16 protein-coding genes and 1 riboswitch are annotated in these 20,324 nt (G+C 71.7%); of the genes, 7 read left to right on the top strand and 9 right to left on the bottom strand.

The genetic code is table 11. The annotated features are described in order from the left end of the window. Nucleotides 1-111: 111 nt before the first annotated feature. The 4 genes from ACGF5T_RS31050 to ACGF5T_RS31035 form a co-directional block, all read right to left on the bottom strand. Nucleotides 112-807 carry a GntR family transcriptional regulator gene (locus ACGF5T_RS31050; RefSeq protein ID WP_361014751.1) on the bottom strand — a complete coding sequence of 232 codons (696 nt, stop codon included), beginning with the start codon at nucleotides 805-807 and terminating at the stop codon, nucleotides 112-114. 236 nt (nucleotides 808-1,043) lie between these two features. Beyond that, nucleotides 1,044-1,808, bottom strand: coding sequence for a M23 family metallopeptidase (locus tag ACGF5T_RS31045; protein WP_366768076.1), 765 nt, complete (start codon nucleotides 1,806-1,808; stop codon nucleotides 1,044-1,046). Nucleotides 1,809-1,820: 12 nt separating this feature from the next. Then, nucleotides 1,821-1,985, bottom strand: a riboswitch (cyclic di-AMP (ydaO/yuaA leader). A gap of 188 nt (nucleotides 1,986-2,173) precedes the next feature. After that, entirely contained in the window at nucleotides 2,174-3,562 is a 1,389-nt protein-coding gene (locus tag ACGF5T_RS31040; protein WP_361014753.1) for a pitrilysin family protein, read from the bottom strand. Next, nucleotides 3,559-4,911 carry a pitrilysin family protein gene (locus ACGF5T_RS31035; protein WP_356611183.1) on the bottom strand — a complete coding sequence of 451 codons (1,353 nt, stop codon included), beginning with the start codon at nucleotides 4,909-4,911 and terminating at the stop codon, nucleotides 3,559-3,561. The genes ACGF5T_RS31040 and ACGF5T_RS31035 overlap by 4 nt, the downstream gene beginning before the upstream one ends. A gap of 286 nt (nucleotides 4,912-5,197) precedes the next feature. Here ACGF5T_RS31035 and ACGF5T_RS31030 point away from each other — a divergent pair, with 286 nt between their 5' ends. Continuing rightward, nucleotides 5,198-7,654, top strand: a complete 2,457-nt coding sequence (locus tag ACGF5T_RS31030) for a DNA topoisomerase IV subunit A (protein ID WP_356611185.1) — start codon at nucleotides 5,198-5,200, stop codon at nucleotides 7,652-7,654. Here ACGF5T_RS31030 and ACGF5T_RS31025 read toward each other — a convergent pair. Further along, complete coding sequence (locus ACGF5T_RS31025; protein WP_366768075.1) at nucleotides 7,651-8,805, bottom strand: GTP-binding protein; 1,155 nt, start codon at nucleotides 8,803-8,805, stop codon at nucleotides 7,651-7,653. The two genes, ACGF5T_RS31030 and ACGF5T_RS31025, sit on opposite strands and share 4 nt — an antisense overlap. A gap of 320 nt (nucleotides 8,806-9,125) precedes the next feature. Here ACGF5T_RS31025 and ACGF5T_RS31020 point away from each other — a divergent pair, with 320 nt between their 5' ends. The 5 genes from ACGF5T_RS31020 to ACGF5T_RS31000 all read left to right on the top strand — a co-directional run bounded on the left by ACGF5T_RS31020 (nucleotide 9,126) and on the right by ACGF5T_RS31000 (nucleotide 13,937). Next, nucleotides 9,126-9,677 carry a DUF6082 family protein gene (locus ACGF5T_RS31020; protein WP_356611188.1) on the top strand — a complete coding sequence of 184 codons (552 nt, stop codon included), beginning with the start codon at nucleotides 9,126-9,128 and terminating at the stop codon, nucleotides 9,675-9,677. A 255-nt stretch (nucleotides 9,678-9,932) separates the two neighbouring features. After that, entirely contained in the window at nucleotides 9,933-10,169 is a 237-nt protein-coding gene (locus ACGF5T_RS31015) for a hypothetical protein (protein ID WP_356611190.1), read from the top strand. 300 nt (nucleotides 10,170-10,469) lie between these two features. Beyond that, a complete protein-coding gene (locus ACGF5T_RS31010; protein WP_361014760.1) occupies nucleotides 10,470-11,414 on the top strand; it encodes a sucrase ferredoxin in 945 nt (314 codons plus the stop codon). A gap of 151 nt (nucleotides 11,415-11,565) precedes the next feature. After that, nucleotides 11,566-13,260 carry a sensor histidine kinase gene (locus ACGF5T_RS31005; RefSeq protein WP_366768074.1) on the top strand — a complete coding sequence of 565 codons (1,695 nt, stop codon included), beginning with the start codon at nucleotides 11,566-11,568 and terminating at the stop codon, nucleotides 13,258-13,260. Further along, nucleotides 13,257-13,937 (top strand): response regulator, encoded by a 681-nt coding sequence (locus tag ACGF5T_RS31000; protein WP_366768073.1) that lies wholly within the window; start codon nucleotides 13,257-13,259, stop codon nucleotides 13,935-13,937. The genes ACGF5T_RS31005 and ACGF5T_RS31000 overlap by 4 nt, the downstream gene beginning before the upstream one ends. Before the next feature lie 27 nt (nucleotides 13,938-13,964). Here the strand turns inward: ACGF5T_RS31000 and ACGF5T_RS30995 are convergent, their stop codons facing one another. From ACGF5T_RS30995 to ACGF5T_RS30985, 3 genes are all read right to left on the bottom strand, one after another. After that, nucleotides 13,965-15,557 (bottom strand): cation acetate symporter, encoded by a 1,593-nt coding sequence (locus tag ACGF5T_RS30995; RefSeq protein WP_356611197.1) that lies wholly within the window; start codon nucleotides 15,555-15,557, stop codon nucleotides 13,965-13,967. Further along, nucleotides 15,554-16,117 (bottom strand): DUF485 domain-containing protein, encoded by a 564-nt coding sequence (locus tag ACGF5T_RS30990; RefSeq protein WP_356611199.1) that lies wholly within the window; start codon nucleotides 16,115-16,117, stop codon nucleotides 15,554-15,556. Before ACGF5T_RS30990 ends, ACGF5T_RS30995 begins: the two co-directional genes overlap by 4 nt. Nucleotides 16,118-16,329: 212 nt before the next feature. Beyond that, entirely contained in the window at nucleotides 16,330-18,453 is a 2,124-nt protein-coding gene (locus ACGF5T_RS30985; RefSeq protein ID WP_356611201.1) for a DNA topoisomerase IV subunit B, read from the bottom strand. A 440-nt stretch (nucleotides 18,454-18,893) separates the two neighbouring features. Between ACGF5T_RS30985 and ACGF5T_RS30980 the strand changes: the two genes are divergently transcribed. Next, on the top strand, nucleotides 18,894-19,124 hold the full coding sequence (locus ACGF5T_RS30980; protein ID WP_356611202.1) for a hypothetical protein: 231 nt from the start codon (nucleotides 18,894-18,896) through the stop codon (nucleotides 19,122-19,124). Nucleotides 19,125-19,235: 111 nt separating this feature from the next. Here ACGF5T_RS30980 and ACGF5T_RS30975 read toward each other — a convergent pair whose 3' ends face one another. After that, the gene (locus tag ACGF5T_RS30975) at nucleotides 19,236-20,090 is read right to left on the bottom strand and encodes a serine protease (RefSeq protein ID WP_356611203.1); all 855 of its coding nucleotides are present in this window, start codon (nucleotides 20,088-20,090) and stop codon (nucleotides 19,236-19,238) included. Nucleotides 20,091-20,324 lie beyond the last annotated feature (234 nt).

Below are 20,324 nucleotides of genomic sequence, written 5' to 3'. Positions count from 1 at the left end.
GGAATTCCGGGCGGGCCTTTCTCTTGCACCACTCCCGGGGGTGGATTCGCTTTTCACGGGCAGCAGAAACGAGCCCTCCGAATTCCCCTGTCTTTGTATACGGCGCTCATGTTAATAACGCAGACCCGAGATGTTTACGGCACGTTGCGGGTTCCTCACACGGTCCGCCGCCTCGCCTTCGACGGCGAAGCGCAGGCGGTGCGCCGGCGCCGATCGTTCGGCGTGCAGCGTCATGAGCGCCCGTGCGCGCTCGCCGTCGCCCCGGGCCACCGCGTCGACGATCGCGCCGTGCTCCGCCCAGCACTCCACCGGGTCGGCCGCGGCCTCCACGGCGTACAGCCAGGCGATCTTGTGGCGCAGCTGGGTCAGCAACGCCGTCAGGGACGGGCTGCCGGCGGCCTGGGCGAGGGTCTCGTGGAACCAGCCGTCCAGCGAGCGCAGATCGTCGCTGCTCCCCTGCCTGGCACGCTCCTGGCCCAGCCGCACCAGGCCGCGCAGGACCTTGAGATGCGCCTCGGTGCGGCGCCGGGCGGCCCGGGACGCGCCGAGGGGTTCGAGGAGCGTGCGCGTCTCCAGCAGGTCGGCCGCCTCCCGCTCGGTCGGCTCCGCGACGCACGCGCCCGCGTGCCGCCGGGTCACCACGAACCCCTCCGCCTCCAGCGTGCGCAGTGCCTCACGGACGGGGACGCGGGAGACGCCGTAGCGGCGGGCCAGGAGTTCCTCGGTGAGGCGGCTGCCGCGCCCGTGGACACCGGAGACGATGTCGTCCCGGATCGCCGTGCACACCGAGTGCGCCGGAATGCGCATGCCCGACCTCCGCCTTCATCCCCGGGAAACGTCGACGATTGACGCGTGTTCAGCGACTCTAGGCCAATGCGGCGGGAATTCCGACGGCGATGTGGATTTCATGGACACTTTTTGGACAACGGCCACGCCGGGAACACCCTGGAAATGCGAAATCCCCGACTCGGGGAGCCGGGGCTTTCGCGTGCCGTTCGTCGCTCGTCAGACGTTCACGCCGTCGTCAGATGTGCGCGCCGCCGTCAGGCGTTGACGCCGTGGGAGCGGAGGTAGGCGACGGGGTCCAGGTCCGAGCCGTACTCGGGGCTCGTACGGGCCTCGAAGTGCAGGTGCGGTCCGGTGACGTTGCCGGTGGCGCCGGAGAGGCCGATCTGCTGTCCCGCGTCGACCGACTGGCCCACCGAGACACCGATGGACGACAGGTGGCCGTACTGCGTGTACGTGCCGTCGTGCATCTTGAGCACGACCTGGTTGCCGTACGCCCCGCCCCAGCCGGCCTCGACGACGGTGCCGACGCCGACCGCGTGCACGGAGGTGCCGGTGGAGGCGTGGAAGTCGATGCCGGTGTGGCTGCCGGAGGACCACAGGGAGCTGCCGGCCTGGTAGGCGGTGGAGACGTAGGACGCGGTGATCGGCGTGACGAAGGTGTTGAGGCGCTTGCGCTCCGCCTCCCGCGCGGCGCGCTCCTTGGCCTCGCGCGCCTCCTGGGCGGCCTCGGCGGCCCGCTCGCGCGCGGCCTCCTGCGCCGCCTCACGGGCGGCGGCGTCCAGGGCGGCCTGCTTCTGCGCGGCGGCCTGGGCGTCGATCTCGTCGGCCAGGGAGTCGCCGATGCTGATGACCGGGGTGAGCCCGCTCTGCTCCACCTGGGGCTCGGCGGCGAGCGCCGGAGCCGCGAGGGTGCCGACGACGCCGGTGGTGGCGAGGGCCGCGACACCCGCCGCGCGGGCGGTGGTGCGGTGCATCCGGCCGGGACGGCGGTGCTTGCCGGCGGCGCGCGTGAACGCCATGTAGTGGCTGGTCCTTTCCTTCCCTCTCGCCTACCGGGTTAGCTGACGGGTTCGGAGGTGGAAGGTCTCCTACGGACCCCCTCGCGGCACGCGCGGGCGTCCGATTCACCCCAGGGACTACGGTGGGTCCCCGGCTCCCCTGGCTCGCGCCGTACGGGGACTCGGCGATGACTGTCCGGTGCCGCGGGTGCGGCGCACTGCCTGACGAACAGCCCGGAAGACGCTAAACGCGGTTGTCTTCAATCCTCAAACGCAACCGGCTTTTTGTAGCGCATGCCACAGCGCAGACAGGCAGCCTCTCCCCCAATTCGGACAAACGGCGGCCCTGGTGACACTCCGGTCACCAGGGCCCCACGCGCGTACCGCTACTCGGCCGCCACCACGGTGACTTCACCGATGCCGAGCGCCTCGACCGGCTCCTTGATCTGTGCCGCGTCGCCGACGAGGACCGTCACCAGACGGTCCACCGGGAAGGCGTTCACGACCGCCGCCGTGGCCTCCACGGTGCCCGTGGCGGCGAGTTGGCGGTAGAGCGTCGCCTGGTAGTCGTCGGGCAGGTGCTGCTCGACCTGGTCGGCCAGGGTGCTCGCGACGGCGGCCGCCGTCTCGTACTTCAGCGGCGCCACGCCCACCAGGTTCTGCACGGCGACGTCACGCTCGGCGTCGGTGAGCCCGCCTTCGGCGAGCTTGCGCAGCACCGTCCACAGGTCCTCCAGGGCCGGGCCGGTGTTGGGGGTGTCGACGGAGCCGCTGATGGCCAGCATGGCGGCGCCGGTCCCGTCGGGCGCGGAGCGCAGGACCTGCCCGAACGCCCGGACCCCGTAGGTGTAGCCCTTCTCCTCGCGCAGGACGCGGTCCAGACGCGAGGTGAGGGTGCCGCCGAGGCAGTAGGTGCCGAGCACCTGGGCGGGCCACACACGGTCGTGCCGGTCGGAGCCGGTGCGGCCGATGAGCAGCTGCGTCTGGACGGCGCCGGGGCGGTCCACGATGACGACCCGGCCCCGGTCGTCGGCGGTCACCGGCGGCACGGGACGGGGCTCCGCGGCGGAGCCGGTCCACGCGCCCAGCGTCTCGCCGAGCAGCGCGTCGAGGTCCACGCCGGTGAGGTCACCGACGACCACGGCGGTGGCCGTGGCGGGCCGGACGTGCTTCTCGTAGAAGGCGCGTACGGCGGCGGAGTCGATGCTCGCGACGGTCTCCTCGGTGCCCTGGCGGGGGCGCGACATGCGCGTCCCGGCCGGGAACAGCTCCTTGGAGAGCTCCTTGGCGGCCCGGCGGGCGGGGTTGGCCAGCTCGTGCGGGATCTCGTCGAGGCGGTTGCGGACCAGCCGTTCGACCTCGCCGTCCGCGAACGCGGGTGCCCTCAGGGCGTCGGCGACCAGGCCGAGGGCCTTGGCGAGGCGCGAGACGGGCACCTCCAGGCTGAGCCGGACGCCGGGGTGGTCGGCGTGCGCGTCGAGGGTGGCCCCGCAGCGCTCCAGCTCGGCGGCGAAGTCCTCGGCGGAGTGCTTGTCGGTGCCCTCCGAGAAGGCCCGCGCCATGATGGTGGCGACGCCGTCGAGACCGGTGGGCTCGGCGTCCAGGGGCGCGTCCAGCAGCACCTCGACGGCGACGACCTGCTGGCCGGGGCGGTGGCAGCGCAGCACGGTCAGGCCGTTGTCGAGGCTGCCGCGCTCCGGTGCCGGGAACGCCCACGGCCTGGGCTCGCCGGCCTGCGGCCGCTGGTGGAATTCCATGGTGGCGAGCTCGGTCACTTGGCCGCCTCCTCGTTCTCGTCGGTGGCGTCGTTCACGTCGGCGGGGGCGGTGGGCTCGTAGACGAGCACCGCGCGGTTGTCGGGGCGCAGGCGGGCCTTGGCGACCTCCTGGACCTCCTCCGCCGTGACCTCGAGCACCCGCTGCACGGCGGTGAGGGCGAGCTGCGGGTCGCCGAACAGCACCGCGTAGCGGCACAGTTCGTCGGCGCGGCCCGCGACCGTGCCCAGGCGGTCCAGCCACTCGCGCTCCAGCTGGGCCTGGGCGCGCTCCATCTCCTCGGCGGTCGGGCCCTCCTGGGCGAACCGGGCGAGCTCCTCGTCGATGGCGGTCTCGATGACCGGCACCTCCACGTCACCGGACGTCTTCACGTCCAGCCACCCCAGGGAGGGCGCTCCCGCGAGCCGCAGCAGACCGAAGCCGGCGGCGACGGCCGTGCGGTCGCGGCGCACCAGCCGGTTGTACAGCCGGGACGACTCGCCGCCGCCCAGGACGGTGAGGGCCAGGTCGGCCGCGTCGCACGCGCGCGTGCCGTCCTCCGGCAGGCGGTAGGCCGCCATCAGGGCACGGGCCGGGACCTCCTCCTCGACGACCTCGCGCAGCTCCCCGCCCATGACGTCGGGCAGCGAACCGTCCCGGGGCGGCTGCTTGCCGTCGTGCGAGGCGATGGAGCCGAAGTACTTCTCGACCCAGGCGAGGGTCTGCTCGGGGTCGATGTCGCCGACGACCGACAGCACCGCGTTGTTCGGCGCGTAGTAGGTGCGGAAGAACGCGCGCGCGTCCTCCAGGGTCGCCGCGTCCAGGTCGGCCATCGAGCCGATCGGCGTGTGGTGGTAGGGGTGGCCCTCCGGGTAGGCGAGAGCGGTCAGCTTCTCGAACGCGGTGCCGTAGGGGACGTTGTCGTAGCGCTGGCGGCGCTCGTTCTTGACCACGTCCCGCTGGTTCTCCATCGACTCCTCGTCGAGGGCGGCGAGCAGCGAGCCCATGCGGTCGGCCTCCAGCCAGAGGGCGAGCTCCAGCTGGTGGGCGGGCATGGTCTCGAAGTAGTTGGTGCGCTCGAAGCTGGTGGTGCCGTTGAGCGAGCCACCGGCGCCCTGCACCAGCTCGAAGTGACCGTTGCCCTTGACCTGGGCGGAGCCCTGGAACATCAGGTGCTCGAAGAGGTGAGCCAGGCCGGTGCGCCCCTTGACCTCGTGGCGCGAGCCGACGTCGTACCAGAGGCACACCGCCGCGACCGGGGTCAGGTGGTCCTCGGAGAGCACCACGCGCAGGCCGTTGGCCAGGCGGTGCTCGGTCGCTGTCAGGCCGCCGGAGTCTGCCTGGGCTGTGGCCGTGTGACCCATGGGCATGTACGTCCCTTCGCTCGCGGAATCTTGGTCGAGTCATGGCGCGGAACTGCGGAATTCCGCCGGTCCCGCCACTGTATGCAAGCGCGCGGGCCACCGGTGAAGTTCCCGCACCTCCTACGCCGAGAGCGAGAACGGGGTTGGCGGTCCGACGGGGGCGAGGGCGTACCCTGCGGGCAGCGCCGGGCCGGGCAGCCCGTGACGGGTCCTGGTCGGTCGCTGTCAGTGCCGCGGTCCACAATGGACCGCGTCAGATCACCGTTCACGCTTCAGCAAGGAGCCGGCAGCGATGGCCCGCCGTAGCACGAAGACCCCGCCGCCCGACGACGCGTACGAGGAGAGGATCCTCGACATCGACGTCGTCGACGAGATGCAGGGCTCCTTCCTCGAGTACGCGTACTCGGTCATCTACTCCCGTGCGCTCCCGGACGCCCGCGACGGCCTCAAGCCGGTGCACCGCCGCATCGTGTACCAGATGAACGAGATGGGTCTGCGGCCCGAGCGCGGCTACGTGAAGTGCGCCCGTGTCGTCGGCGAGGTCATGGGCAAGCTGCACCCCCACGGCGACGCGTCCATCTACGACGCCCTGGTGCGCATGGCCCAGTCCTTCTCCATGCGCGTGCCCCTGGTGGACGGCCACGGCAACTTCGGCTCGCTGGGCAACGACGACCCGCCGGCCGCCATGCGGTACACCGAGTGCCGGATGGCCGAGGCGACCAGCCTCATGACGGAGTCCATCGACGAGGACACCGTCGACTTCGGTCCCAACTACGACGGCCAGGAGCAGGAGCCGGTGGCACTGCCCGCCGCCTTCCCGAACCTGCTGGTCAACGGCGCCTCCGGCATCGCGGTCGGCATGGCCACGAACATGCCGCCGCACAACCTGCGCGAGGTGATCGCGGCCGCCCGGCACCTGATCCGGTACCCGAACGCCGACCTCGAAGCCCTGATGAAGCACGTACCGGGCCCCGACCTGCCGACCGGCGGCCGGATCGTTGGTCTGCCCGGCATCCGGGACGCCTACGAGACGGGCCGCGGCACGTTCAAGATCCGCGCGACGGTGTCCGTGGAGACCGTGACGGCCCGCCGCAAGGGCCTGGTCGTCACCGAGCTGCCCTTCGCGGTAGGCCCCGAGAAGGTCATCGCCAAGATCAAGGACCTGGTGGGCTCGAAGAAGCTCCAGGGCATCGCGGACGTCAAGGACCTCACCGACCGCGAGCACGGGCTGCGCCTGGTCATCGAGATCAAGAACGGCTTCGTGCCCGAGGCGGTCCTGGAGCAGCTCTACAAGCTGACGCCGATGGAGGAGTCCTTCGGCATCAACAACGTGGCCCTGGTGGACGGCCAGCCCCTCACCCTGGGCCTCAAGGAGCTGCTGGAGGTCTATCTCGACCACCGCTTCACCGTCGTACGGCGGCGCAGCGAGTTCCGCCGCACCAAGCGCCGCGACCGCCTGCACCTGGTCGAGGGCCTGCTCACCGCCCTGGTCGACATCGACGAGGTCATCCGGCTCATCCGCTCCAGCGAGAACTCCGCACAGGCCAAGCAGCGCCTGATGGAGCGGTTCTCGCTGAGCGACATCCAGACGCAGTACATCCTGGACACGCCGCTGCGCCGGCTCACCAAGTTCGACCGCATCGAGCTGGAGTCGGAGAAGGACCGGCTGAACGCGGAGATCGAGGAGCTGACCCGGATCCTCGACTCGGACGCCGAGCTGCGCAAGCTGGTCTCCGCCGAACTGGCGGCGGTGTCGAAGAAGTTCGGCACCGACCGGCGTACGGTCCTGCTGGAGTCGTCCGGTGCCCCGGTGGCCGCGGTGCCGCTCCAGGTGGCGGACGACCCGTGCCGGGTGCTGATGTCCTCGACGGGGCTGATCGCCCGTACGGCGAACGACGAGCCCCTGGTCACGGAGGCGGGCGCGAAGCGCGTCAAGCACGACCTGATCGTCTCGGCGGTGGCGGCCACGGCCCGCGGCGAGGTGGGCGTGGTGACGTCCGCGGGCCGCCTCCTGCGGGTGAACGTCGTCGACCTCCCCCAGCTCCCGGAGCCCCTGCCCACGCCGAACCTGTCCGGCGGTGCGCCGCTGGCGGAGTTCGTCTCCCTGGAGGACGACGAGACGGTCGTCTGCCTGACCACGCTGGACGAGTCGTCGCCCGGTCTCGCGCTCGGCACCGAGCAGGGCGTCGTCAAGCGTGTCGTGCCCGACTATCCGTCGCACAAGGACGAGTTGGAGGTCATCTCCCTCAAGGAGGGCGACCGGATCGTGGGCGGCGTCGAGTTGCGCACCGGTGACGAGGACCTGGTCTTCATCACGGACGACGCGCAGCTGCTGCGCTACCAGGCCGCGCAGGTCCGCCCGCAGGGCCGCCCCGCGGGCGGTGTGGCGGGCGTCAAGCTCGCCGAGGGCGCCAAGGTCATCTCCTTCACGGCGGTGGACCCCGCCGCGGAAGCGGTGGTCTTCACGGTCGCCGGTTCGCGCGGCACGCTCGACGACTCCGTGCAGACCACCGCCAAGCTCACCCCCTTCGACCAGTACCCGCGCAAGGGCCGCGCCACGGGTGGCGTGCGCTGCCAGCGGTTCCTGAAGGGCGAGGACTGCCTGGCCTTCGCGTGGGCCGGCGCCACCCCGGCGCTCGCCGCGCAGCGCAACGGCTCTCCGGCCCAGCTCCCGGACATCGACCCGCGCCGCGACGGCTCGGGCGTGTCCTTGCCGAAGACGGTGGCCGTGGTGGCGGGACCGGCCTAGATCCCGTTCCGGGAGGCGGGCGGCGGCTCCACGCCGCCCGGCTCCTCGATCCCGGGGTCCTCGGCGTCGGGGACCTCGGCATCGGGGTCCTCGGCATCGGGGTCCTCGGCGTCGGGGTCCGGTACGTAGCGCAGGACGCCCCACATGCCGTGCTCGTCGGCGGGCGGGGCGTCGGCGGCACGGCGGCACGCGTCGAGTTCCGCGCGGAGGGCCGGCGCGTCGATGCCGGAGCCGATGAGCACCAGCTGGGTGCGGCGGGCGTCGGCGGCCGGCCAGGGCTCCGGGTAGAAGCGCAGGAAGCGCCCGACGGCATGGACGGCGTACCTGTTCCGCGTGTCGTACGGCCCGAAGTCGACGTAGCCCTTGATCCGGTAGAGGCCCTCGGGCCGGCTGTCGAGGAAGGTCATGAGACGGCGCGGGTCGAGCGGAGCATCCGAGACGAAGGACAGGGTGTCGTAGGCGGCGTGCAGGTGCTCCGTATGTGCGCCGTCCCCCGAGTGGTCGTGCAGGTCGTCGAAGGACAGCTGCCCCATCCGTTCCTCGACGGGTCGGCAGTCGTAGAGGAACTCCGGGTCGATACGCCCGTAGGTCGCGGGCACGACGGCGGCGCGGTCGCCGAGCGAGCGGACGAGGGCGAGCACCCGCTCGGCGTCCGGCGCCCGGTCCGTCTTGTTGACCACGATCAGGTCGGCGAGCGCCAGGTGCCTGTCGATCTCGGGGTGCCTGAGACGCGTGGCGTCGAACTCGGCGGCGTCGACCACCTCGACCAGTCCGCCGTAGACGACGCCGGGCTGTTCGCTGGCGAGGAGCATGCGCACGAGTTCCTGCGGCTCGGCGAGACCGCTGGCCTCGATGACGATGACGTCGATGCCCGCGTCGGGGCGGGCCAACCGCTCCAGGTACCCGTCCAGTTCACCGGCGTCGACGGCACAGCACAGGCACCCGTTGCCGAGCGAGACGGTCGAGTCGCCGAGCGCGCCGGCGACCGCCATGGCGTCGATCTCGATCGAGCCGAAGTCGTTGACGATGGCACCGATACGGCTGCCCCCACTGCGGTGCAGGAGGTGGTTGAGCAGGGTGGTCTTTCCTGAGCCGAGGAAGCCGGCGAGTACGACGACCGGAATCTGCTGCGGAGTCGGGCACTGCCCCACCGTGCGACCTCTCTCTCACCCACGCGTACGCCGGCCCGCACCAGCGCGTACACCCCTGTACGGAATTGCCTGATCAGGATACGAGCCGGTGCGGTCGACACGGAGTGAACGATTGTCGGCAGCGCTCGCGGGGCAGACGTTGGACAAGGCGCCGGACCGTGCGACCCTCGCTTCCCTCCGTGCGCCTCCTCTCCGCCTCCCCGCCGGTCAGCGCCGCTCGGCACTCTGGAGGCGGCAAGCGCCGCCCCTTGCTCGCCGGTCCCCGTCAGCCGACCCGCACTCGACGACCGGCGGCGGGGCCGCCTGATTCGGGGGTTGACATGGCCACACGGAAGAACGCCACGGGGAGGTTCGGCTCCGCCTCGGCGGGCATGCTGCTCGCCACGGCCGGGGTGACGCTGGCCGTACTTCAGCGCGCTCTGGAAACGGAACGACTGCGGACACGACGGCTCGAACTCGAGGAGACCGTCTCACGCCGCCGGGCGCTGGCACACCAGCAGCGCATGCATTGGGAACTGCTGTCCAGGGCGATCGACGACCCGTCACTGGCCTCGGTGATCGACACCTACGACCCCGCCATCCCGGCGGAGAAGCGCCGCCAGTACTTCTACGCCAACGCCTGGTACATCAACCTCTACCACCTCTACCGCGCGGGCCTCCTGGACCGGGAGGAGCTGTACGGGCACGCCCGGGAACTCTTCCAGAACCCCCTGATGCGGGAGTACTGGGACGCGTCGAGGGGACAGCGGGCGACGCTCAAGCGGTCGTCCGACGAAGCACGGATCGGGCTCCTGGTCGACGCCCTCATCAACGACCTGGACGAAGCGGACACGGACGAGTGGTGGGTGGTGGGCACGCCTCCGACACCGTGACCCACCGACGCGGCACGGCCGGCCGGTCGTCTCGACGGCAGGGGACTTCTCCGTTCGTCCCCGACTCCGGAAGCCCTCGTGTTGCGCGCCCCGCGGCTGCTCCGTCGCGCCCCCCGCGCAGACGTGAGCGCCGCGGTGAACATCGATACCGGGCAGGTATGAGTAGTCTCTCGCCTTGCAGCCACCGCGGGCGAGGAGTCGGCGGTGCGCTGCCTTCACCGAGAGCCCAGCTCATATGTAAGGACCGGTACTACCTTGAAAATCGTGCGCCGTATCGGTGTGCCGCCAAGCGCCCGTGGCAGTGCTTCAGGAGCCAACTGCCCGGACCTGTTCGAACTGAGTGACGGCAACTTCGCCGTCATCGGCACCGAGGCCACCGAGGCGCTGGAGCGCGAACTGCCCGCCGACGCCTCCCGCGCCGACTACGAACGCATCGTGGTCATCAGCCGGGAGACCCTGATCCGCGCCAAGGCGGACATCCCCGACGCCTGACCTACCGCGGGGCGCCCGGCCACTGGGACCCGCCCCCTCGCACCGGCCCGACCGCACACGACCTGCCACCGCGCCGGACCGATCGCCCGTCGAGCCCTCGGCACCCCGTCCGCTCGGCGACCCCACCGATGAGGCCTGGCGCCGGAACGGCACCAGGCCGCACGGACGCACCTCCCGGGACCCGCCTCCCAAGCCCCGCCCGCACTCCGGCGGGACCGACGCGGGCGCCGGACACGACCGGAGTAGCGCTCAGGCACCACTGAAGGTCACCGCGAGCGAAGTCAGGTTAGGCTCACCTCTGTGAGTACGTGCTCAACCGTCTCCCGGGACCTCGACGAACCCGTTGCGGGCACCGCGCCCGTGGCGAGGACCTGGTTGCTGCTCGAACAGCCCGGCCCGTGGGGTGCCAAGGCGCTCACATCGAGCCACCTGGATCCCACGCTCGGCCGCGCCCTGGAGGCCGCCGCGAAGGGCACGGGTGTTCGTATCGCCCTCATTCGTCGGCCCGGACGCCATGCCGACCGCGGCACCCCGGACGCGCGCCGGGTGTACGCGGCCCACACCGTGCCGGGAAACGTGTGGCTGCACCACACCACGCTCACGGACCCCCGCCGGTTGCTCGACCTCGATCTCGCCGCACTCGGCAGGGGCGACGCCCGTGCCTTCGACTCGGCCCTCGGAGCCGGCCCGCATCGCGGGGAGCCGCTGGCCCTGGTGTGTACCAACGGCAAGCGCGACCGGTGCTGCGCGCTCCTCGGCCGGCCGTTGGCCGCCGAGCTCGCCGCCTCCGGGGCGGGCGACGTCTGGGAGGTCACCCATCTGGGTGGCCACCGCTTCTCCCCCACGGTCCTCGTGCTGCCCCACGGATACGTGTACGGACGGGTCCAGGCGCACACCGTCAAGGAGATCATCGGCGGCGCCCGGGAGGGCCGGATCGTCACCGGGGGGTGTCGCGGGAACTCGGCCTGGGAACGGCCCGGACAGGCGGCCGAGCTGGCCGTGCGCGCGGCCGTCGGCGAGGACGCGGCCGAGGCCCTGCGGGTCGTTCGGACGGAGGGCACCGCGCCGCGCTGGGAGGTGACCCTGGCCCACGGCGACGGGCGGCAGTGGCGGGTCACCGTGGCGCAGGGGCCGTCGGCGCCCCCGCGTCCGGAGAGCTGCGGGGCGTCGGTGCTGGGGTCCCCGGCGCGTATGGAGGTCACGGCGGTACGGGAACTGTCGGTGACGGCGGCGCTCGCCGGCTGAGGGGCGCCCCGGCGCACCCGGCCCCGCCCCGCCCCGCCGCGCCGCGCCGACGGCAACGGCAACGGCAACGGCAACGGCAACGGCAACGATCAGGAGATCCGCGCCACACCCCTCTACGGCATGCCACTGCCTCCCACGTACCGTCATGGGTATGAGCTCCACTCCCCCCGCACGCCGCCTGCGCCTCGGCCTGCCGCGGCGGGTCTTCTCCCAGGTGCTGCTGATGCAGCTGGCGATCGCCGCGGGAGTGGCCGTCCTCGCGACCGGGTTGTTCCTGGCGCCGCTCGGCGACCAGCTGGACGACCAGGCGATGCGCCGGGCGCTCGCCATCGCGCAGACCACGGCGCAGCAGCCGCGGGTGGCCCAGGAGCTGCGGACCACGCGCCCGGCTCCGGACGGCCCGGTGCAGCGGGAGACGGAGCGCATCCGGAAGGCCACGAAGGCGGAGTACGTCGTCGTGATGGACCGGGAGGGCGTGCGCTGGTCGCACACCGACCCGGAGCGGATCGGGGAGGTCGTCTCCACCGACCCAGGGCAGGCCCTGGCGGGCCGCGAGGTCATGGAGATCGACGACGGCACCCTGGGCCGTTCCGCGCGCGGCAAGGTGCCGCTGCGCGACGGGGACGGTTCGGTCGTCGGCGCGGTGTCGGTCGGCATCGCCTACGACAGCGTCCGCGCACGACTGGTCCACGCCATTCCCGGTCTGTTCGCGTACGCCGGCGGCGCACTGGCCGTAGGCGCGCTGGCCGCCTGGCTCATCTCGCGCCGGGTGCAGCGGCAGACCCGGGACCTGGCCTTCTCGGACATCGCGGGGCTGCTCGCGGAGCGCGAGGCCATGCTGCACGGCATCAGGGAGGGGGTCGTCGCCCTGGACCGCGGCGGTCTGGTCCGCCTGCTCAACGACGAGGCGCAGCGCCTGCTGGGCATCGGCGCCGAGGCCGTCGGCCGCTCCCCCGAGGAGGCGCTCGGCGCGGGCCGTACGGCCGATGTCCTGGCCGGCCGGGTGACCGGCACCGACCTGCTCACCGTCCGCGGTCAACGGGTCCTGGTCGCCAACCGGATGCCGACCGACGACGGCGGTGCCGTGGCCACGCTGCGGGACCGCACCGAGCTGGAGCAGCTCGGCCGGGAACTGGACTCCACGCGCGGCCTGATCGACGCCCTGCGCGCACAGGACCACGAGCACGCCAACCGCATGCACACTCTGCTCGGGCTGCTGGAACTGGAGATGTACGACGACGCCGTGGAGTTCGTCGGCGAGGTGGTGGGCGATCACCGGGTGACCGCGGAGCAGATCACCGAGCGGATCCAGGACCCGCTGCTGGCCGCCCTGCTCGTCGGCAAGGCGACCGTCGCGGCGGAACGGGGAGTCACCCTGTGGGTGTCGGACCGTACGCGGCTGCCGGACCGCCTGGTCGACCCGAGGGGACTCGTGACCGTCGTCGGCAACCTGGTCGACAACGCGCTGGACGCCGCCGCGGGCTCGCCGCACGCGCGCGTGGAGGTCGAATTGCGGGCGCGGGGGCGCGCCGTCACGCTCACCGTGCGCGACACGGGGCCCGGCGTCCCGGCGGACCAGCGGGAGCTGGTGTTCACGGCGGGATGGTCGACGAAGGAGCGGCCGGCGCACCGGCAGCGCGGTATCGGCCTGTCGCTGGTCCGCAGGCTGGCCGAGCGGCAGGGCGGCAGCGCGACCGTCGAGGCGGCGTACGGCGGGGGTGCGGAGTTCGTCGTCGTCCTGCCCGAGGCACTGACCGGGCCCGACCCGGAACCGGCGCCCACCGCGCCCGCCGCACCCACCGCCCTCGCCCCCGTGAACACCGCCGCCGAGGAGGAGACCCGATGATCGAGGTCCTGGTCGTGGACGACGACACGCGGGTCGCCCGGGTCAACGCCGCCTACGTCGAGAAGGTGCCGGGCTTCCACGTGGCGGGCCAGGCGCACAACGCGCTGGAGGCGCTGCGCGCCGTGGAGGCGCTCCCGCGCGTGGATCTGGTCCTGCTGGACCACTACCTGCCCGACCGGACCGGCCTGGACGTGGTCCAGGAGATGCGGCGGCGCGGCCACCAGACCGACGTGATCATGGTGACGGCGGCGCGGGACGTGTCGACCGTCCAGGCGGCGATGCGCCAGGGCGCCCTGCAGTACCTGGTCAAGCCGTTCGCCTTCGCGGGGCTGCGCGCCAAGCTGGAGGCGTACGCCGAGCTGCGGCGCACCCTCGACGGCGGAGGTGAGGCGGAGCAGGCGGAGGTCGACCGGATATTCGGCGCCCTGTCGGCTCCGTCGGAGCCCGGGCTGCCCAAGGGCCACTCCCCCACCACGGCGGAGCTGGTACGCCAGTGCCTGATGAAGGCCGACGGCGCGCTGTCCGCGCAGGAGATCGCCGACCTGACCGGGGTGAGCCGGCAGACCGCTCAGCGCTACCTCAAGCTGCTGGAGCGCACGGGACGGGCCAGGCTGACCCTCAAGTACGGGGACGCGGGCCGCCCGGAGCACCGTTACGCGTGGGCGACCCGCACCTGAGCGGCACCGCGTCGACGGGGCCGCCGCCTATACCGCCCCCGCGCCGGTCAGCGACCGCACCTCCGTCTCGGCGTGCTTCGCCTCGTCCGGCACCTCGGGCGAGGTGACGGTGCCCAGCCAGCCCGCCAGGAAGCCCAGCGGGATCGAGACCAGGCCCGGGTTCTGCAGCGGGAAGAACTGGAAGTCGGCACCCGGGAACAGCGACTGCGGGCTGCCCGACACCACCGGGGACAGCAGCACGAGGACCACGGCGGGGACGAGGCCGCCGTAGACGGCCCACACGGCGCCGCGCGTGGTGAATCCGCGCCAGAACAGCGAGTAGAGCAGCACGGGCAGGTTTGCGGACGCCGCGACGGCAAAGGCGAGGCCCACGAGGAAGGCCACGTTGAGGTCCCGCGCGAGCAGGCCGAGAGCGATGGCGACGGCGCCGGTCGCGACGGCGGCGACACGGGCCACGGCGACCTCACTGCGCGGTGCGGCGTCACGGCGCCGCAGGGACGCGTACAGGTCGTGGGCCACGGAGGCGGAGGAGGCCAGGGTGATGCCGGCGACCACCGCCAGGATGGTGGCGAACGCCACGGCGGCGACGACCGCGAACAGCACCGTCCCCCCGGTGGAGCCCGCGCCGCCGCCCAGGTCGAGGGCGAGCAGCGGGACCGCCGTGTTCCCGGCCGCGTTCGACGCTCGCACGGCATCCGGCCCGACCAGGGCCGCGGCGCCGAACCCGAGCACGATCGTCATCAGGTAGAAGCCGCCGATGAGGCCGATCGCCCAGACGACGGACCGCCTCGCCGCCCGGGCGGTGGGCACGGTGTAGAAGCGGGACAGGATGTGCGGCAGCCCGGCCGTGCCCAGCACCAGGGCGAGTCCCAGGCTGATGAAGTCGAAGCGTGAGGTCCAGTCCCCGCCGTAGGCCAGACCGGGCGCCAGGAACGCCTCACCGTGACCGCTGCGTTCGGCCGCCGTACGCAGCAGCCGGTCGAAGTCCCCGTGGAAGCGCACCAGGACGAGCGTGGTCAGCGCGACGGTCCCGCCGAGCAGCAGCACCGCCTTCACGATCTGGATCCAGGTGGTGGCCCGCATGCCGCCCAGCGACACGTAGATCACCATGAGGGCGCCGACGCCGATGACCGTCCAGGTGCGCGCCGCCTCGGTGGTACCGCCGAGCAGCAGCGCGACCAGGCTGCCCGCACCCACCATCTGCGCCACCAGGTACAGGACGGAGACGGTGACCGACGAGGTGCCCGCGGCGATCCGCACCGGCCGCTCACGCATCCGGGCCGCCACGACGTCGGCGAGGGTGAACCGTCCGCAGTTGCGCACCAGTTCGGCGACGAGGAACAGGACGACGAGCCAGGCGACCAGGAAGCCCACCGAGTACAGCATGCCGTCGTAGCCGTAGAGCGCGATGAGCCCCGAGATGCCGAGGAAGGAGGCGGCCGACATGTAGTCACCGGCGATGGCAAAACCATTCTCCATCGGGGAGAAGAGCCGGCCGCCCGCGTAGAACTCCTCCGCCGAGCCCTGCCGGTGGCGGCTCACCCAGGTGGTGATGGCCAGCGTGACGGCGACGAACGCGCTGAACAGGAACAGCGCCAGGGTCTGGTGGTCGCCCGTCACGACGCTCCCCCTCGCGCTCCGCGCGTCAGTTCCTGGGTGTCCCAGCGCAGTTCCAGCGCGGCCCGGTCCCTGCGCAGCCGCGCGTGCCGGGCGTAGGCCCAGGTGAGCAGGAACGTGCTGAGGAACTGCCCGAGCCCGGCGAGCATCGCCACGTTCACCGCTCCGGCCACGGGCCGGGCCATCAGCGCGGGTGCCGCGGTGGCGGCCACCACGTAGGCGGCGTACCAGCCCAGGAAGGCGACCACCGCCGGCACGACGAACCGTCGGTACCTGCCGCGGACCTCCTGGAAGGCCGCGCTGCGCTGGACCTCCAGGTACACGTCGGCCGCGATCCGGTCCGGGTCCCGCACAGCTTCCCGGCGCGTCGAGGGCAACGCCCCCTCGGTGCCCCGGGTGACGGGCGACTCGCCCCAGCCGGAGGCCAGGGCGTCGTACCACGGGTCGTCGTATCCCGGATGCGGAGCGCCCTGCGAGGAGGGCGGGTACGGGGCGCCGCGGTGATCCACCGCGCTCTCGGGACCGCCTCCGGCACCGCGAAGGCGATCATTGCTTGACTGCATGCCCAAGGATGGACAGAACGGGAAGATCCCCGACTCTTGTTCCCCTCGCGCTTCACCCCATCAGGTGACTGTGCCCGTGCGAGGTCGCACCGTCCCTTTCCCGTACCCGCGCCGTGCCCGGGGGTGCTGGGCGCGGGCGGCGGGGCTCTTCGCCTCCCCCCGAGCCGGGTCCCGGCGCCGAGTCCCGGGCCCGGCTCACCGGTGGCGCGGGGTCACGCGTCGATGCGCGACCGGTCCAGCGTCGCCGCCGAACTGGAGATGAACTCCTTGCGCGGAGCGACGTCATTGCCCATCAGCAGGTCGAAGACCTGCTCGGCGGATTCCAGGTCGGTCAGGTTGATTCGGCGCAGGGTGCGGTGCCGGGGGTCCATGGTCGTCTCCGCCAGCTGGTCCGCGTCCATCTCGCCCAGGCCCTTGTAGCGCTGGATGGAGTCCTTGTAGCGGACGCCCTGGCTCTGGAAGTCCATGAGCTTGTCGCGCAGCTCCCGGTCCGAGTACGTGTACACGTACTTGTCCTGGCCCTTCTTCGGCTGCACCAGCTCGATGCGGTGCAGCGGCGGCACCGCCGCGAAGACCCGGCCGGCCTCCACCATGGGCCGCATGTAGCGGTGGAACAGGGTCAGCAGCAGGGTGCGGATGTGGGAGCCGTCCACATCGGCGTCGGTCATCATGATGATCTTCCCGTACCGGGCCGCGTCGATGTCGAAGGTACGGCCGGACCCGGCCCCTATGACCTGGATGATCGCGCCGCACTCGGCGTTCTTGAGCATGTCGGTCACGGAGGACTTCTGGACGTTGAGGATCTTGCCGCGGATCGGCAGCAGTGCCTGGAACTCGGAGTTCCGGGCGAGCTTGGCCGTACCCAGGGCGGAGTCTCCCTCGACGATGAACAGCTCGCTGCGGTCGACGTCGTCACTGCGGCAGTCGGCGAGCTTCGCGGGCAGCGAGGAGGACTCCAGGGCCGTCTTGCGGCGCTGGGCGTCCTTGTGCTGGCGGGCGGCGATGCGGGTGCGCGCCGCGGCGACGGCCTTCTCCATGACCACGCGGGCCTGCTGGGCGGCGTCGCGCTTGGTGGAGGTGAGGAACGCCTTGAGTTCCTTGCTGATGACGTTGTTCACGATCCGGCGGGCCGCCGAGGTGCCGAGGACCTCCTTGGTCTGGCCCTCGAACTGCGGCTCGGCGAGACGGACGGTCACGACCGCCGTGAGCCCCTCCAGGGCGTCGTCCTTGACGATGTCGTCCTCGGCGACGCGCAGCATCTTCTTGGCCCGCAGCGCCTCGTTCATGGTCTTGGCCACGGCCTGCTCGAAGCCGGCGACGTGGGTGCCGCCCTTGGGCGTGGCGATGATGTTGACGAAGGACTTGAGAGTGGTGTCGTACCCCGTGCCCCAGCGCATCGCGACGTCGACGCCGAGGTCGCGGGTGACCTCGGTGGGCGTCATCTGGCCGTGCTCGTCGAGCACGGGGACCGTCTCCTTGAAGCTGCCCTGGCCACTGAAGCGGAGGACGTCGCAGACGGGCCGGTCGGAGGCCAGGAACTCACAGAACTCACTGATGCCGCCGTCGAAGCGGAAGGACTCCTCGCCCTTGCTGCCGCCGTCACCGAGTCCGAACTCGTCGCGGACGACGATGGTGAGCCCGGGGACCAGGAACGCGGTCTGGCGGGCGCGCTGGTGCAGCGTGTCCAGGGAGAGCTTGGCGTCCTTGAGGAAGATCTGGCGGTCGGCCCAGTACCGCACGCGCGTGCCGTTGCGGCCCTTGGGGATCTTCCTGGCCTTGCGCAGCCCGCTCTTGGCCTCGAACTTCGCGTCCGCCCCCGCGCCCGTGAAGGCACCCGGCACTCCGCGCCGGAAGCTGATGGCGTGCGTGTGCCCGCCGCGGTCCACCTCGATGTCCAGCCGGCTGGACAGGGCGTTCACCACGGAGGCGCCCACGCCGTGCAGACCGCCCGAGGCGGCGTACGAGCCGCCGCCGAACTTGCCGCCGGCGTGCAGCTTGGTCATGACGACCTCGACCCCGGACAGGCCGGTCTTGGGTTCGACGTCGACCGGGATGCCCCGGCCGTTGTCGCGGACCTCCACCGAGGCGTCGTCGTGGAGGATCACCTCGATGTGGTCGCAGTAGCCTCCGAGGGCCTCGTCGACGGAGTTGTCGATGATCTCCCACAGGCAGTGCATCAGGCCACGGCTGTCGGTCGATCCGATGTACATGCCCGGACGCTTGCGTACGGCCTCGAGCCCTTCGAGGACGAGCAGGTGCCGCGCGGTGTAGTTGGATCCGTCCCGGTCTGCTCCTGCCAGCAGCGCAGTGGACGGCACGGATGTCTCGGCGGTCACGCGGTTCGCTCCTCGCTGAATTTCAGATGGGGCCCCGCTGGGTAAGGGCGCGGCTCGGTTCACCGGTCAGAGGGTACCGAGGCCTGGTAGAGCCGTTGTCACGCCACCCTCGTCGAGGACACACCCTAGTCCAGCCTCGTATAACTGTTCGATCCCTCGATGGGGTGAAGTACACATCACGTTCCCTTCGAGGCATGAACCATTTAGGCTCCGGGCACGTCCTCATGAACAAACCGGCAACCCAGCCGGCGGGACCGACACCGACCGACAGCGCGAACCCGTACGACACAGAGACACGCAATACGGCACATTCGCCGCCAACCGGCAACAGCCGGCCCCTCGGAAAGTTTTTTCGAGGAAAAGCCACGAGCGGGAACGTTTTGGGGCTGGTTGGATGTTGACCCTGGTACGACAGCTCGTCGAGCTAGAGAAGAGGCGACGTGACTACTGTTCTGACTTCCGCAAGCCCGCTGACGGCCGCTGATCGCTGCGACCGCTGCGGCGCCCAGGCATACCTGCGCGTCGTCCTGCTGAGCGGCGGAGAACTGCTCTTCTGCGCCCACCACGGGCGCAAGTTCGAGCCGGAACTCAAGAAGATCGCCGCTGAGATACAGGACGAGTCGGAGCGGCTGACGGCCGTTCCCGAATCTTCCGCCGAGGAAGAGCGCTGACGCTACGCGCCCGACGACGAGCCGACTCGGCACAGGCCGAACAACGGGCGGCCGCCTCCGTGACCCGGAGGCGGCCGCCCGTGCTCGTCCACGGCAGGCCCTCAGGGGCCGTCAGACGCCCCCGCGCCGACGCGCGGCATCGTCCCATCCCAGCGTCCGCAGAACGGCGGAGACGCGCGTGTAGACCCCCGGACTCCCGGGGCGCCCGCAGCCGCTCCCCCACGACACGAGCCCGATGAGCCTCCCCTGGGCGACCAGCGGCCCTCCGCTGTCCCCCTGGCAGGCGTCACGGCCGCCGGCGGCCTCGCCGGCGCAGAGCATGGTGGCGGCGAGATAGCGACCGTCGTCACTGCCCGAATACGCCCGCTGACAGACCGGGTCGGACTGCACCCGCACGCGGGCCGCCCGCAGGCCGTTCGCGTAGTCGCCCGCCCCCGAGGTGTCGCCCCATCCGTAGACGAACGCGCTCGTCTCCGGCTCGTACGCGGGGTCGCCCTCGGCCGCCATCCCCAGGGCCGACCCGGCGGGCAGGGCTTCGGAGAGGGTGATCACGGCGAAGTCGCCGGCGTTGCTGGCGTCGTCGTGCCCCGGGTTCACCCAGACGTCGCGGACGGGGATTTCCTGGCCCTCGTCCGAGAGCAGATCCGTACGGCCCGCGATGACCCTCAGGTCGCGCACCTCCTCGGGCGGCGATCCGAGAACCTCCTCCGTCAGGCAGTGGGCCGCGGTGAGCACGGTGGTGCGGCCGACGGCCACGCCTCCGCAGAACTGTCCCGCCCGGGTACCTCCGAACCGGTCACGACTGGACAGGGCCACGGTCCACGGACTGTCGGACACTTCGACCGGAAAGCCGCCGACGACGATGCTGTCGGCGGAGGCGGGGGCGGCGGACACCAGCGGTATCGCGGTCGCCGCGGCCGCCAGGACCAGCGGCCGGGCCAGTGCCCGGGCAAAGAGGCGACGCATGCAGGCTCCTCACTCTGGGTGTTCGTGGAACACCCAGAGTGATCCAGCACGCCGTGCCGCGCACCCGCTGATCAACGCGAAGGCCCGGTTCCCCACCTGGTGGAACCGGGCCCTGTCGCTCGTACGACCGCGATCTAGTTGTTCTGTCCGGGGAGGTTGTGGACAGGTGAGCCAGGTCTCGGCTGAGGGATCTTGAACGGGTGAGGGCCTTCCGGGTTCGGTGTGGATTGCGAC

The organism is Streptomyces sp. NPDC047853, from assembly GCF_043204535.1.
In the GTDB taxonomy this organism is placed as follows: domain Bacteria; phylum Actinomycetota; class Actinomycetes; order Streptomycetales; family Streptomycetaceae; genus Streptomyces.
Note: the sequence above shows the minus strand (reverse complement) of the source record. Positions and strands in the feature narration are given on the sequence as shown.